This is a genomic window from Haemophilus aegyptius (assembly GCF_900475885.1).
GTDB lineage: Bacteria > Pseudomonadota > Gammaproteobacteria > Enterobacterales > Pasteurellaceae > Haemophilus > Haemophilus influenzae.
In genome coordinates, this window is the sequence record NZ_LS483429.1 from 1430911 (window position 1) to 1446270 (window position 15360).

12 protein-coding genes and 3 pseudogenes are annotated in these 15360 nt (G+C 36.4%); 5 read left to right on the forward strand and 10 right to left on the reverse strand.

Annotated elements, in window-relative coordinates; translation table 11 throughout:
• The first annotated feature begins 10 nt into the window (after nucleotides 1-10).
• Nucleotides 11-1231, forward strand: coding sequence for a beta-ketoacyl-ACP synthase I (gene fabB / locus DQN49_RS07555; protein WP_005655138.1), 1221 nt, complete (start codon nucleotides 11-13; stop codon nucleotides 1229-1231).
• A gap of 66 nt (nucleotides 1232-1297) precedes the next feature.
• Here fabB and DQN49_RS07560 read toward each other — a convergent pair whose 3' ends face one another.
• On the reverse strand, nucleotides 1298-1561 hold the full coding sequence (locus tag DQN49_RS07560; RefSeq protein ID WP_006996087.1) for a GrxA family glutaredoxin: 264 nt from the start codon (nucleotides 1559-1561) through the stop codon (nucleotides 1298-1300).
• A gap of 114 nt (nucleotides 1562-1675) precedes the next feature.
• Between DQN49_RS07560 and DQN49_RS07565 the strand changes: the two genes are divergently transcribed.
• The gene (locus tag DQN49_RS07565) at nucleotides 1676-2584 is read left to right on the forward strand and encodes a RimK family alpha-L-glutamate ligase (protein ID WP_006996086.1); all 909 of its coding nucleotides are present in this window, start codon (nucleotides 1676-1678) and stop codon (nucleotides 2582-2584) included.
• 38 nt (nucleotides 2585-2622) lie between these two features.
• On the opposite strand, the gene gltS is transcribed toward DQN49_RS07565, so the two are convergent.
• From gltS to htrB, 4 genes are all read right to left on the reverse strand, one after another.
• Nucleotides 2623-3837, reverse strand: coding sequence for a sodium/glutamate symporter (gene gltS, locus DQN49_RS07570; RefSeq protein WP_005655130.1), 1215 nt, complete (start codon nucleotides 3835-3837; stop codon nucleotides 2623-2625).
• Between the two features lie 41 nt (nucleotides 3838-3878).
• Nucleotides 3879-6122 (reverse strand): DNA topoisomerase IV subunit A, encoded by a 2244-nt coding sequence (gene parC / locus DQN49_RS07575; protein ID WP_006996085.1) that lies wholly within the window; start codon nucleotides 6120-6122, stop codon nucleotides 3879-3881.
• A 66-nt stretch (nucleotides 6123-6188) separates the two neighbouring features.
• Nucleotides 6189-8087, reverse strand: coding sequence for a DNA topoisomerase IV subunit B (gene parE / locus DQN49_RS07580; RefSeq protein ID WP_006996084.1), 1899 nt, complete (start codon nucleotides 8085-8087; stop codon nucleotides 6189-6191).
• 72 nt (nucleotides 8088-8159) lie between these two features.
• Nucleotides 8160-9095: a lipid A biosynthesis lauroyl acyltransferase HtrB gene (gene htrB, locus DQN49_RS07585; protein ID WP_006996083.1), complete on the reverse strand. Its 936-nt coding sequence runs from the start codon at nucleotides 9093-9095 to the stop codon at nucleotides 8160-8162.
• 96 nt (nucleotides 9096-9191) lie between these two features.
• Here htrB and hldE point away from each other — a divergent pair, with 96 nt between their 5' ends.
• Together hldE and DQN49_RS10665 are read left to right on the forward strand one after the other, a co-directional pair.
• On the forward strand, nucleotides 9192-10622 hold the full coding sequence (hldE, locus tag DQN49_RS07590; RefSeq protein WP_006996082.1) for a bifunctional D-glycero-beta-D-manno-heptose-7-phosphate kinase/D-glycero-beta-D-manno-heptose 1-phosphate adenylyltransferase HldE: 1431 nt from the start codon (nucleotides 9192-9194) through the stop codon (nucleotides 10620-10622).
• 192 nt (nucleotides 10623-10814) lie between these two features.
• Nucleotides 10815-10943 (forward strand): annotated as a pseudogene (locus DQN49_RS10665) (DNA cytosine methyltransferase); the annotation flags it as partial.
• A 46-nt stretch (nucleotides 10944-10989) separates the two neighbouring features.
• On the opposite strand, the pseudogene DQN49_RS10670 reads toward DQN49_RS10665, so the two are convergent.
• A pseudogene (locus DQN49_RS10670) lies at nucleotides 10990-11082 on the reverse strand (type I restriction endonuclease); the annotation flags it as partial.
• Nucleotides 11083-11207: 125 nt separating this feature from the next.
• Here DQN49_RS10670 and DQN49_RS10295 point away from each other — a divergent pair.
• A pseudogene (locus DQN49_RS10295) lies at nucleotides 11208-11986 on the forward strand (hypothetical protein); the annotation flags it as partial.
• A gap of 362 nt (nucleotides 11987-12348) precedes the next feature.
• On the opposite strand, the gene DQN49_RS07615 reads toward DQN49_RS10295, so the two are convergent.
• The 4 genes from DQN49_RS07615 to DQN49_RS07630 form a co-directional block, all read right to left on the reverse strand.
• A complete protein-coding gene (locus tag DQN49_RS07615; RefSeq protein ID WP_223265902.1) occupies nucleotides 12349-12708 on the reverse strand; it encodes a hemocin immunity protein in 360 nt (119 codons plus the stop codon).
• Nucleotides 12709-12713: 5 nt separating this feature from the next.
• Nucleotides 12714-12986 (reverse strand): hypothetical protein, encoded by a 273-nt coding sequence (locus DQN49_RS07620; protein WP_006996075.1) that lies wholly within the window; start codon nucleotides 12984-12986, stop codon nucleotides 12714-12716.
• A 26-nt stretch (nucleotides 12987-13012) separates the two neighbouring features.
• The gene (locus DQN49_RS07625; protein ID WP_006996074.1) at nucleotides 13013-13720 is read right to left on the reverse strand and encodes an AAA family ATPase; all 708 of its coding nucleotides are present in this window, start codon (nucleotides 13718-13720) and stop codon (nucleotides 13013-13015) included.
• 174 nt (nucleotides 13721-13894) lie between these two features.
• Nucleotides 13895-14317 carry a cysteine peptidase family C39 domain-containing protein gene (locus tag DQN49_RS07630; RefSeq protein ID WP_013525864.1) on the reverse strand — a complete coding sequence of 141 codons (423 nt, stop codon included), beginning with the start codon at nucleotides 14315-14317 and terminating at the stop codon, nucleotides 13895-13897.
• Nucleotides 14318-15360: the final 1043 nt, after the last annotated feature.

Here is a 15360-nt window from a genome sequence, read left to right on the forward strand (position 1 = left end):
GGAAGAAGCAATGAGAAGAACTGTAATTACAGGCTTTGGGATTATTTCAAGTATCGGTAACAACAAAGAAGAAGTATTGGCTTCATTAAAAGCAGGGAAATCAGGTATTGAAGTTGTGCCTGAGTTTGTAGAAATGAATATGCGTAGCCATGTTGCCGGAACAATCAAATTAAACCCAAGCGAGCACATTGATCGTAAAGTGTTCCGTTTTATGGGTGATGCAGCGGCTTATGCTTATCTTTCTATGCGTGAAGCGATTGAAGATGCAGGCTTAACAGAAGATCAAGTTTCTAATGATCGTACTGGCTTAGTGATTGGTGCAGGTACGGGGTCTGCACATAATCAATTAGTGGCTTGTGATGCGGTTCGTGGCCCTCGCGGTGTAAAAGCGATTGGTCCTTACGCTGTAACGAAAACAATGGCATCAAGTGTTTCAGCTTGTTTGGCTACACCTTATAAAATTCGTGGTGTGAATTATTCTATGAGTTCTGCTTGTGCAACCTCTGCACATTGTATTGGTCATGCGGTTGAATTAATTCAATTAGGCAAACAAGATATCGTTTTTGCTGGTGGTGCAGAAGAATTATCTTGGGAATGTGCTACTGAGTTTGATGCAATGGGTGCAGTTTCAACTAAATACAATGAAACGCCAGAAAAAGCATCTCGTGCTTATGACGCAAATCGTGACGGTTTCGTTATTGCAGGTGGTGGTGCTGTTGTGGTTGTGGAAGAATTAGAACATGCACTTGCTCGTGGTGCAAAAATTTACGCTGAAATTGTAGGTTATGGCGCAACTTCTGATGGTTACGATATGGTTGCACCAAGTGGTGAAGGTGCAGAGCGTTGTATGAAACAAGCAATGGCAACTGTCGATACCCCAATTGATTACATCAATGTACACGGTACATCTACACCAGTAGGTGACGTGAAAGAATTAGGTGCAATCAAAAATGTATTTGGTGACAAAATCCCAGCGATTTCTTCAACTAAATCAATGACTGGTCACTCTTTAGGTGCGGCGGGTGCACACGAAGCAATTTACACGTTATTAATGTTGGATAATGATTTTATTGCACCAAGTATTAATATCGAAACCTTAGATGAAGCCGCTGAAGGTTGCAACATCGTTACTGAGACGAAAGAAAATGCAGGATTACAAACTGTCATGTCAAACAGCTTTGGTTTTGGTGGTACAAATGCGACATTAATTTTTAAACGTTATAACGGTTAAAACTCTTCTATGAAAAAAGCCATTTTCGATTGAAAGTGGCTTTTTTGTATAAATTAAAAAGAAAAATTAAGCAACGATACCAAATTGTTCTTTCATTAATGCTTCAAAATCAGTGCAACCACCAATTGGTTTTTCATCAATAAAGATTTGTGGTACGGTTTCTACTGGTTTACCAACAGATTTTGATAAATCTTCTTTAGTAATGCCTTCTGCGTGAATATCCACATAACGATAGTCAAAATCAGCAACTTCGCCTTTTAATTTTTCAGCAAGGTTTTTTGCTCGTACACAGTAAGGGCAGCTCGGACGACCAAAAATAGTAACGAACATAAGATTTCCTTTTTTGAGTTAAAATTCTAGGTAATTCTACTGATTTTTATCATCTACATAAAGCGTTTTTATTCGTGTAATATACGGAACATCGTAGATAATAAATTAAATGTTATGAAATTATTAATGCTTTGCCGAGAACCTCGTCTTTATAGTTGCCAACGCTTAAAAGAAGCGGCTAAACATCAAGGGCATGAGATGGATATTTTAGATCCGAATCACTGTTTCTTAAAACTCTCGCAAAATCCACCGCACTTTCAGATTTTTTATCAAGAAAATTCTGAGTCGAAACCTTATTTATTGTCTGATTATGATGCAGTTTTGCCTCGATTTGGCACAACGAGTACGCAAATGGGATGTTCAGTCTTACAGCATTTTGAAGGCAAAGGGACTTTTTGTTTAAATTCATCTCAGGCATTTTTAAATGCACGTGATAAATGGAAAAGTTTGCAACTTTTGCTGAAGGCTGGTGTTCCTGTTCCTAATTCACTTTTAAGTGGCGGTGAAGTACAAGCTCAGGCGACGACACCTCATATCAGTTCGCCGACAATTTTAAAAACGCTAAATGGTTCACAAGGAATTGGGGTAATTTTAGCTGAAAAACCACAAAGTGCGGTGAGCATTATGGAAACTTTTAAGCAAACCAATATATCTATGCTAGAGCAAGATTTTATCGAAGAAGCGGGCAATGCGGATATTCGTTGTTTTGTGATGGGTGATCAAGTGGTAGCAACGATGCAGAGAATTGGGCAAAATGGTGAGTTTCGGGCGAATTGCCATCGTGGCGGAAAAACCGAAAAAATTACCCTAAGCGATGAAGAAAAGCAGATAGCCATTCAAGCAACAAAAGCTATCGGTTTAGATGTAGCTGGCGTGGATTTAATTCGTTCAAAAAATGGATTATTGGTTTTAGAAGTGAATGCAAGCCCAGGCTTAGAAATGATTGAAAAAACAAGTGGGATTGATATTGCAGCTGAAATAATTGATTATATTGAAATAAATGCCTTTATCAATTCGAGATAAAGGCATTTCTCTAAAACATTGTCAATTTCAACCGCACTTTACGCGAGCATATTTACAACTGCAAATGAAACTTTTAATAGCGCAGCGTTGATTAAGTCGATAAAGAATGCTCCGACCATTGGAACGATTAAAAATGCTTTGTGCGATGGCCCAAAACGACTGGTGACAGCTTGCATATTTGCGATTGCTGTTGGGGTTGCGCCTAAACCAAAACCACAGTGTCCAGCACTTAATACGACGGCATCGTAATCTTTACCCATTGCTCGATAAGTAATGAAAATTGCAAAGGCAGCCATAAATGCTACTTGAATAGCCAGAACAATTAATACGTCAATTGCTAAACCTGCAAGTTCCCAAAGTCTTAATGACATTAAAGCAATTGCTAAAAAGATGGATAAGCCTACGCTACCTAATACGTCAATAGCGGATTCTGCTACTTGGAAACGGAAAATGTTGGTTAAAATATTGCGGACAATAACACCAGTGAATAAACACCATACGAAAGTTGGTAATTGGAGTGCAGTACCTTTTGTTTGTACATCTAAATATTGACCAATTAATAAACATACTGAAATCATTGCAATTGTTTCAATTAATGAACGTGCAGTAATTTTACGTTTATAAGTTGGGTGTTCAAATGCTTCTTGAATGTCATCAACTTCATCATTTTCAGGATTTTCGCCTTGTTTTTGGCGATTTAATAAGAAACGAGCGACAGGACCACCGATGATACCACCGAATACTAAACCGAAAGTTGCACAGGCAATGGCAATTTCAGTTGCACCTTGTAGATTAAATTGATGTGCAAATGTATCCGCCCAAGCAGCTCCAGTGCCGTGACCACCTGTTAAGGTTACTGAACCTGCAAGTAAGCCATAAGCGGGATGGATTCCTAATGCCATTGAACTTGCAATGCCAATAACGTTTTGTCCTAAGATTAATAATGCAGCAATGAATAAAAATACAACGAGTGGCCTTCCGCCTTTAATTAGACGGGAAAAGTTGGCACTTAAACCGATAGAAGTAAAAAACACTAACATCATTGTGGTTTGTAGATTTTTATCGAAGTTAAAGGATGTTCCATCAATTTTGTGCCAAATTAAAAGACCAATGGCAACAATAAAGCCACCAACAACTGGCTCTGGAATGTTAAATGTTTTTAATACATTAATGCGTTTAACCAAAAAATAGCCCAATAGCAAAACTAAGCTTGCTAATGCAAGGGTTTCATACGTGCTAAAAGTATAGCTCATAAATTGGATCTCCCTAAGTTATGTTTAAGTGATGTGTTGTGTTACGGCTCGATTACCATAATTTCAAGATTGGTATGTAATCCACGTGGTAATGTCGAACCTTTTCTGCCTCGTTCTGCGCGGAACTTTTGCAGATCTTCTGGTTTTAATACAATTTTTCGTTTTCCAGAATAAAATTCAAGACTTGCTTGATCTGAAATAAGCAATAATTTTGTCAATAGTTCGCTACGATCTTTTGCATTCGCTGCGGGAATAGTGATCATTTTATTGCCTTTACCTTTTGATAATACCGGTAAATCCTGTGCTGGAAAAATCAACATTCTGCCTGCTGATGTGATTGCGACAACAAGTGCGGTAGAATTTATCAATGTTTTAGGCTTCAACACTTTGGCATTTTCTGGTAAAGAAATCAAGGCTTTTCCAGTCTTGTTACGTGCAATTAAATCTTCAAATTTACAAATAAAACCATATCCCGCATCAGAAGCCATCAATAATTCTTGCTGTTCGCTGGCCATTACAACATATTCAATGGTCGCACCAGTAGGTAAATTGAGTTTACCTGTAAGTGGTTCGCCTTGGGAGCGAGCGGAAGGCAATGAAAGCGGATCGAGTGCATAACTTCGCCCTGTACTATCAATGAATACAACGGCTTGATTACTTTTGCCACAAGCGTGAGCTAGATAGCTATCACCAGCTTTGTAGCTTAATGATTTAGGATCAATATCGTGTCCTTTAGCACAACGTACCCAGCCCATTTCTGATAAGATGACAGTAACTGGTTCTGCTGGCGTCATATCACTTTCAGAGATCATTTTGGCTTCTTCACGTTCGACCAGTTGAGACATACGTGAACTGGCATATTTTTTCGCATCTTCTTGAATTTCTTTTTTGATAAGCGTATTCAAACGGCGTTCTGATCCTAAAATTGCTTCTAAATTTAACCGCTCTTTTTCAAGTTCATCTTGTTCTGCTTTGAGTTGGTTTTCTTCTAATTTCGCTAAATGACGTAAGCGTAAATTTAAAATGGCATCGGCTTGTTCATCGCTTAAATTAAAGCGTGCCATAAGCTCTGCTTTTGGATCATCTTCGTGGCGTATAATTTCGATAACTTCATCAATATTTAAAAAGGCTATCATCAAGCCTTCTAAAATATGCAAGCGAGAGAGCACTTTATCTAGGCGATATTGAAGGCGACGAGTGACCGTTGTGCGACGGAAAGTGAGCCATTCATTTAAGATTTCTAATAAGCCTTTTACCGCTGGTTTATGATCAAGCCCGATCATATTCATATTTACACGGTAGCTTTTTTCAAGATCTGTTGTAGCAAATAAATGTGCCATTAAGGCATCAGTATCGACGCGATTTGAGCGAGGGACTAGCACAATGCGAATTGGGTTTTCGTGATCGGCTTCATCTCGAATATCTTCTAGCATTGGCAGTTTTTTTGCCGTCATTTGATCGGCTATTTGTGCAATAACTTTTGAGGGAGAAGATTGATGTGGAAGTGCAGAAATAATGATCTCGCCGTCTTCTTTTTTCCAAGTTGCACGCATTTTTATTGAGCCACGACCTTGCTCATAAATTTTACGAATTTCTGATTTTGGCGAAATAATTTCAGCTTCTGTTGGAAAATCTGGGCCTTGAACAATTTCAAGTACATCATCTAATCTCGCTTTTGGATTATCTAGCAACATTACTGCCGCATCAGCAATTTCGTTAATATTGTGTGGTGGAATATCTGTCGCCATCCCCACCGCAATACCTGTTGTGCCGTTCAATAAAATATGCGGTAAACGAGCAGGTAAATATTGTGGTTCAGCCAAGGTTCCATCAAAGTTTGGTTGATAATCTACTGTTCCTTGTCCGAGTTCATTCAACAAGATTTCAGCGATTTTAGATAGGCGAGATTCCGTATAACGCATGGCTGCGAAGGATTTTGGATCATCTGGCGCCCCCCAGTTACCTTGACCATCTACAAGCGGATAACGATAAGAGAAGGGTTGTGCCATTAACACCATAGCTTCATAACAAGCACTGTCACCATGTGGATGGAATTTACCGAGTACATCACCGACGGTACGAGCAGATTTTTTGTATTTTGCCGTGGCATTTAAGCCAAGTTCAGACATCGCATATACAATACGACGTTGAACGGGTTTTAAACCATCACCGATAAAAGGCAACGCACGATCCATGATGACATACATAGAATAGTTGAGATAAGCCTTTTCAGTGAAGGTGCGTAGAGGCATTTGCTCAATGCCTTCATAGTTGATATTTGTCATTTTTGTTTCTGTTAATTGATATATTCTTAATTTATTAAAATTCAGATTTGCTGAGATTAATTTAGTCTAAACAGATAAATCAACCTGATCGCCTTTCGCTTGTAACCAATTTTTACGGTCTTCGGAACGTTTTTTCGCTAATAACATATCCATCAGTTCTAAAGTATCTGAGCCTTGATCTTCCCCTAAATCATAAGTTAATTGAACGAGACGGCGCGTATTAGGATCCATTGTTGTTTCACGCAATTGCGATGGGTTCATTTCACCTAAACCTTTAAAACGTTGAACATTCGGTTTGCCTTTTTTGTTTTTCAACCGATCTAAAATCGCCTCTTTTTCATTTTCATCTAATGCGTAGAAGACTTCTTTATTTAAGTCAATGCGATAAAGTGGTGGCATTGCTACGTAAACGTGACCGTCTTGTACCAATTTCGGAAAATGACGTAAGAACAGGGCGCAGAGTAGGGTGGCAATATGCAGACCATCGGAGTCAGCATCCGCGAGAATACAGACTTTACCATAGCGAAGTTGTGATAAATCATTGCTGTCAGGATCGATCCCTAGAGCCACGGCGATATCGTGAATTTCTGTTGAACCTAGTACTTGATCAGGGGAAACTTCCCATGTGTTTAAAATTTTCCCACGTAACGGCAAAATCGCTTGATATTCGCGATCACGCGCTTGTTTTGCCGAACCGCCCGCAGAGTCGCCCTCCACTAAAAATAATTCCGTTTTTTCTAAATCCTGTGAGCCACAATCAGCTAATTTTCCTGGTAATGCAGGGCCACTAACGAGTTTTTTTCGCACGACTTTTTTTGCTGCGCGTAATCGGCGTTGTGCAGAACTGATGGCAATTTCTGCTAATTTTTCAGCGTCTTGTACGTTTTGGTTGAGCCATAGACTGAACGCATCTTTTAAAACACCGCTGACAAACACCGCACTTTGGCGTGATGATAAGCGTTCCTTTGTTTGCCCTGCGAATTGTGCATCCTGCATTTTAAGGGAAAGAATGTAAGAACAACGATCCCAAATATCATCGGCGGTAAGTTTTACCCCACGTGGTAATAGATTTCTAAATTCGCAAAATTCACGAATAGCATCTAATAAACCTTGACGTAGACCATTAACATGCGTTCCGCCTTGAATTGTTGGAATTAAGTTTACGTAGCTTTCGCCGATTAGTTCGCCACCTTCTGGCAACCAAAGTAATGCCCAGCTAACCGCTTCATTTGCTCCTTTAAATTCGCCAACAAATGGTTTTTCTGGAAGGGTTTCAAAGCCATTTACTGCTTCGATAAGGTAATCGGAAAGCCCATCTTCATATAACCAAATGTCTTGAGTATTGTTTACTTTATCAATGAATTTGATTTCAAGCCCTGAGCAGAGTACCGCTTTCGCTCTTAATAAATGGCGTAGGCGGCTAACGGAAAATTTCGCGCTGTCAAAATATTTTGGATTCGGTTTGAAGTGAACAGTTGTTCCCGTTGTGCGTCTGCCACAAGTCCCGATAATTTCCAATTCTTCTACTTTACTGCCGTTTTCAAAGGCAATTTTATACACTTCACCATTGCGTTTAACTTGAATATCCACGCGTTCAGAAAGCGCATTCACCACAGAAATCCCCACACCGTGTAAACCTCCCGCAAATTCATAATTTTTATTGGAGAATTTACCACCAGCATGCAGTTTAGTCAGGATCACTTCTACGCCAGAAACGCCTTCCGTAGGATGAATATCCACAGGCATACCGCGACCATTGTCTGTGACTTCAATGGATTGATCAGGGTGTAAAATTACTTCAATTTTTGTGGCAAAACCCGCAAGGGCTTCATCTACGCTGTTATCAATAACTTCTTGTGCTAAATGATTAGGGCGAGTAGTGTCAGTGTACATTCCCGGGCGAATTTGCACTGGTTCGAGATCTTTAAGAACGGTAATTTCTTGAGCTGAATAATTGGTTGTCATGGTGAGATTATTCGTTAATTTTTTAATTTGAGAAAATTCTATCAAAAAGTGCGGTGATATTCGACCGCACTTTTAATCGTATAAACTAGGCGTCTTTTCATCTGGACGTGTTTTAAAACGGCGATGTAGCCACATATATTGTGATATGCCCTTCATGATTTCCTTTTCAACGATTTGATTCATTCGCGTAGCAATCGCCGTTTCATCTTGTAAATCCGTAAAATCAACAGGCGCTGAAATACTCACGGTATAGCCTGAACCATCTTTATTGCGTAATGGCGCAAATGGAATCACTTTGCTGTTTTGTGAAGATTTCAATAAATAATAACTACCAGTGGTTGTGCAAGCATCGGGCACCGCAAAAAATGGTGCAAAAACGGCATTTTTTCTGCCGTAATCGTGATCAGGTGCATACCAAATGGTTTCTTCGTGGCGTAAAGCTTTGATCATTCCGCGTAAATCTTTACGATCAAACATATCTTTATTAGAGCGTAAACGACCTTGCGTTTGTAGCCAATCAAGCAAAGGATTATCATTTGGACGATAAACACCAATGCCAGGATGATGTAAACCAATGATGCGTGCGCCAAGTTCTAGCGTTAAGAAATGAACACCGACGAGAACAATTCCATCTTTTTGATTTTCTTTTAGATAATGTAAGCCTTCAACTTTCGACCATTTTTTGATACGTGAATCCGACCAAAACCAAGCCATGCCAGTTTCGATAATTGCCATGCCTACTGAACGAAGATTTTCTTGCAAAATCGTCTCACGTTCGTTTTCAGGCATATAAGGGAAACAAAGTTCAAGATTACGGCGTGCAATGGCAGCTCGACGTTTACCCTCGTTTAAATGTGAAAACAGCCAACCGAGACCATGACCAATATGGCGCAAAATAGGATAGGGAAGACATAAAATACTTCGCCAAATTGCTACGCCTAGCCAAAAAAGCCAGTATTTTGGGACTAAAAAGTGCGGTTGAAATTGAGGGAGTTTTTCGTTTTTCATTGTTCTTTCCACGTAAGTTAGGGGCGTAGTTTATCGTAAATTTGAGTTGTGGTAAAATCGCCACAATTTTGGTTATTCAAATAGAGAGATTTTAAAATGGCTCAATATTCAGCAGAATTTAAGCAAGCAAAAGTACTTGTATTAGGCGACGTGATGCTTGATCGTTATTGGTTCGGCGCAACCAATCGTATTTCACCAGAAGCACCAGTGCCAGTAGTTCGTGTACAACAAAATGAAGAGCGCGCGGGCGGTGCTGCAAATGTGGCGATGAATATTGCGTCACTTAATGTACCCGTTCAGTTAATGGGATTGATTGGACAAGATGAGACAGGTTCTGCACTTTCCCTCTTATTAGAAAAACAAAAAATTGATTGTAATTTTGTTGCATTAGAAACCCATCCAACCATTACTAAATTACGTATTTTATCTCGTCACCAACAGTTACTTCGCCTTGATTTTGAAGAAGATTTCAATAATGTAGATTGCAAGGATTTATTAGCGAAGTTAGAAAGTGCGGTAAAAAATTACGGTGCTTTGATTCTTTCTGATTATGGTAAAGGCACGCTTAAAGATGTTCAGAAAATGATTCAAATTGCACGCAAAGCGAATGTGCCTGTGTTGATCGATCCAAAGGGAACTGATTTTGAACGTTATCGTGGGGCTACATTATTGACACCAAATATGTCTGAATTTGAAGCCGTTGTAGGTAAATGTAATACGGAAGAAGAAATTATTGAGAAAGGTTTAAAATTAATTTCTGATATTGAATTAACCGCACTTTTGGTAACGCGTTCTGAAAAAGGCATGACATTATTACGCCCAAATCAAGAGCCTTATCATTTGCCAACCGTTGCAAAAGAAGTGTTTGATGTGACGGGAGCGGGTGACACTGTCATTAGTGTATTAGCAACCACATTAGCAGATGGACGTTCTTTCGAAGAATCTTGTTACCTAGCCAATGTTGCCGCTGGAATTGTGGTGGGTAAATTGGGGACTTCAACGGTTTCGACTGTGGAACTTGAAAATGCGATTCATGCTCGCCCTGAAACTGGATTTGGCATTATGAGTGAAGCAGAATTAAAAGATGCTGTCGCACAAGCTAAAGCACGGGGTGAAAAAATTGTGATGACTAATGGCTGTTTCGATATTTTGCATCCAGGGCATGTTTCTTATTTAGAAAATGCACGCAAATTGGGCGATCGTTTAATTGTTGCGGTAAACAGCGACGATTCTGTTAAACGCTTAAAAGGCGAAAGTCGTCCAATTAATAATCTTGAAAACCGTATGGCGGTATTAGCTGGTTTGGCATCAGTGGACTGGTTGGTGCCGTTCACCGAAGACACACCACAGCGTTTAATCGGCGAAATTCTACCAGATCTTTTAGTCAAAGGTGGCGATTATAAACCCGAAGAGATTGCAGGCAGTAAAGAAGTTTGGGCAAACGGCGGTGATGTTAAAGTACTAAACTTTGAAAATGGTTGTTCAACAACAAACGTGATTGAAAAAATTAAATTATTGAAAGATTAAGTGAAAGGTTGGGGGCAACTTGTTTATCATAAAAAACAACGAAATATAATGGGAAGTGGGATATAACCAGATGGTTATCCACAGTTTCGTGGATTAAAATTAGTTTAGTGTTTTTTAAGTAAGCTTGGTTGCTTGTGTTAAAGGCTCTATCTGAAATACAATATCTCTCGTTTTTTATTATTTTAATTTTATATGTCATTAACTTATCTCGATTTATTTTCTGGTGCTGGCGGTCTTTCTCTAGGATTTGATTATGCTGGATTTCGCCAGTTACTTTCCATTGAGTTAGAGCCAGTATATTGTGAAACCTACCGCGTTAATTTTCCGCATCATCGAGTCTTGCAACAGGATCTAACTCAGTTATCTAATGAACAGGCAAGTCTTTACCATAGCGATATTCCCAACCGAGGGATTGCAGGCGTTGAAGAGTGAGTTGTTCGATGTCGTTTTCGTTGAGCATGATAAGCTCCTTAGTGTATTGGTTTTAAATATCCCCTTTACGAAAGAGGAAAATAGTATTAGGCTTAATTTGGATTTATATGTTTTTCATTGTCAAATTTTTCTGCAAATCCGACCGCTTGTAATGTGGATTTAGATCGCGGTCAATTGCAGTCTTATCTAGGCAATTACGATTTATATTTAACCACGAAAGAAGAAAATCTACGCGTTGAAGCCTTGCAGAATGAATTATTTGATAAACGTCTAGCACAGGAAGAAGTGTGGATTCGCCAAGGTATCAAGGCTCGCCGCACAAGAAATGAAGGGCGAGTGCGAGCATTAAAAGCGATGCGTGAGGAACGCGCCAACGCCGTGAGGTAATGGGAACAGCCAAATTACAGTTAGATACCTCAAGTTGTTCTGGCAAAACTGTCTTTGATCAAGGCACATTGTTAATTGTGAGCCACGACCGTCAATTTATCGATAATACTGCGACAGAATGTTATTTATTCGAAGGTAAAGGGCGTTTGAATAAGTATGTGGGTGGATTCTTTGATGCGAAACAGCAACAAGCCAATTTCTGGGCAAGCAAAGCAGTGGAAGAGCAGGTTAAAGCGAAGAAATCTGAACCACTAAAAGAAGAAAGTGCGGTGAAAAATGACCGCACTTCTAAGCCGAAATCCGTGAAACTTTCTTATAAAGAACAACGAGAACTAGAACAACTTCCACAACTATTGGAAGAGTTGGAAACCAAAATCACCGTACTTCAAGCTGAAATAGCCGATCCAGCATTTTTCCAACAAGCTCACGATATTACCGACGCTAAATTAAAAGCATTGGCGGATACTGAAGCCGAATTAGAAACAGCATTTTTACGCTGGGAAGAATTAGAAGAAAAGAAAAATTTGGCTGAAAACAAAAATTAAAGGGGTTATTCTAGATAACGACTGAAAACTCTATTGGGGTTAAGATAGCGGAATGAGTAAAAGTCTCTTAAGTTAGTATAAGTAAAATAACTTATTGAGCTATTTGAAATCTGTGTGATTTATCTAGCGACACAGTGTAAAGTTTTGTTAGATGATACTCCTCGCTTAAAAGGTAAGCCTAAAGACTTGACTTTTTAGTATCGTATGATCGATATCTTTAATTTTCAAATTTAGCTTTTGTCCTCTCTTATGTTTGTTTAACATTTTTACGGAGTAGGGAGAAGTTATCGTCTCGTGTTGTAATTTAGTATGGGGAGGATTGATCAAAATTCTTTTGCTACAATACAGGTTCTTTATGAAATTTAATTAATATAATTAGATATACAAGTTTTTATATAAAATTCAATATCTTCTTTACTATAACCTAATAATTTTCCTATTTTTCTTTCATAATTTAAATTGAAACAATTTGTACTTTTTTTGAGTAAAATCGATAGTTTTTTTGCTTTTCTTTTATGTTTTTTTGTATATATTATATAGTAATAAAAATTATTACTATTAGAATCTATTGTTCTAACTTTCTTTATTTTAAAGAAACCATTTTCCAAATATGGGATAAATCCATATGGAATATTATAATCAGTATAAAAAAGAGCTAAATTTTTTAAACCTTTTAACATTAAATCTAGCTCTTTCCCTTCATGAGGGCCAATTATTCCCATAATTTTTATGGACGTCTAATACCGTTTATTCTAAGTCCTTTATTATAGCAGTTATAGCATACACTAGGAGAATATACTCCACCATGTTTTGCTCCGCATATTGAACAGGTATACAAGGGAGATCTAGCACCACCTTTAATCTCAGATAGCTCTTTCTGAGATAATACTGTAACACTTTCACTTTGAGATGATTTGAATAATGATTGCACTTCATTACTACTTGCTAGCGAAACTGATGAAAAAATAATGGCTGTTAATAAAATAAAAAATTTTTTCATTAAAGTTACCCCTATTAATTGATCAGTTATAGATTTAGTATACTACTCAGATAAGTGTGAGAATTATCCTGCATAATCTCACGATACATATAATATATGTTTGTTTCTTGAAAGTTAACTGTTTTTACACCATTTTTTGTCACTTCTAGTAACTCTGATTCAGGGGTTTGCATAATAATAGGTGAATGCGTTGCAATGATAAATTGGGCTCCATTTCTACTTAGAGTTACGATTCTTTCAATAAATTTAAGCTGATTGTTGAGAGATAAGGAGGATTCGGGTTCATCTAATATATATAGCCCATTTTTGTTAAATCTATTCATATATAGTGCATTCATTGATTCTCCATGAGATAATTTATGTAATTCAACCCCTCCATAGTAAGAATTTATTTTACCCCCTCCAAATTCTGGTGCATCTAGTTTTTTCATTTCACTCATAAAGGTATAAAAAGTTTCTGATCTATAAAAAAATATATCTTTAGGAAATTTAGTTCCTTTTTTTATCATCATATTTGGTATTTGGATATGTGTATTTTCAGTTGAAAAATTAAAGTTTTTTGAACCGCCTTCTGCTGGGCAACCTAAATAAATAGCTATAGCCTCCATTATGGTTGATTTACCTACGCCATTTTCACCAATAAATATAGATATTGGTTTATTAAGTTTTACTGGGAATAAATAATCAAGAAAGAAGTGGTTCTTATTATTTCTATATATTTCATATATGTACATATTTAATTTCTTAATAATAATCTATGTTTTGTTTTAATATTGTCAATAAACTCTAAGTGATCTTTTGAATCTCTATGCAAGTATAAAATATCTCCTTTTTTATCATTTCTCAATAGCCATATTTTTCAAAGTCAGAAACTTTTAGTGAGTAATTTCCAATTGCTGGATCTGATATTAATAACTCTTTATTAAAATACCATTGATGATAATAAAATGATCATTGTTTAAACTGTTGTTTACATAGGCAATTACTGGTTTATTTATGTTTAATAATTCCTTTAACATTAATGCTAATCCAATAGCATTTATATTGAATTCTTTTGAAATTCTTGCAAGTTCAAAAAAGGATGTTTCTTCATTTGGATTTTTCAATTTATATAGAATAGTATCTTCGTTAATTTCACTAATATGAAATTTATATTTTAGCATTGTGGCAAGATCTGCTGCTCCACAAGAATTATTTTTTGTTTGCCTAATAATATTGAAATTCTTAAATTCATTATATGAAACAATTTCTCTTGCAGATATATAATCTGATATACATAATAAGATAATTAAATTATAAATCTTTCTCAAAGTTAAGGTAGATTGTAGCACCTGAATTACCTGTTGTATTAAAAGAAGTTTCAAAATATAAACGATTTTTTAAATTTAAATTATACGATATTCCTATAGATAAAAAGTTTTCTATTCCAGATACATTTGTTACTTTTTCATTGTACTTTTCACTACTTTTTAATTGTATTTCTGTAGATAAACTTATAGATATCTGTGGATTAACTAAAAAATCTACTCTAGGTTTTATATTTATTACATTTGATGGTTTGAAATATTGGTTATATTTTTTTATCTTTGAGTAATATTTCAATCCTGTTTTTAAGGATAAAACTATAGGATCTATAGTTTTATCTATTATATAATCTAAATAGAAATTTTTAAAAAAACTTGTATTTTCATTTTTAATTATGGCATCTGATGAAAAGTATATTGATTTATTCCAATCTGATTTAAAGTTATTTAATTTAGTAGATAATCCAATATTTATCGTATCAAATCTTAATTTATCGTATGATTGTTCCTTTCTACTTTCTTCTCTAGATACAAATGAGTATTTACTGTATGAACTATTAATACTACCAGATATATCAAATACATTTCTTCTTAAAAATTCATGGCTGTTTTTTTAAATGTAATGAAGATGATGTTACTAATGTGAATTTATCAGAGTTGTCAAATTCATCATTTAATGTAATAAAATTATAATTATTGGAATAACACAGTATTGGGTTGAATATAAATAATATTTTATTTTTCATATATATCCTTATATAGTTTAATAGATTATTATTAAACATTGTAGAATATTAAATAGCTATATTCTAGAATTATTTAATTTCTGTCTAGGTTTATTGGATTTCTAGGTTGATAACTAAGTATCTATTCTATCTAACAAACTAACTAACAATCTTTAAGTTTGTAAATACGATGGGCTAATTTGCAAGGATCCTTCTTTGTACCTAACTTTTATTAATTCCAATAATTGTTGGAATTAAGACGTCCTTTTTAAAGTCAAGAATGCAGCGTATTTATCTTTAATTTTTTATAAGAATTTCACGGAATCAACAGTTAGGTATTTTCTG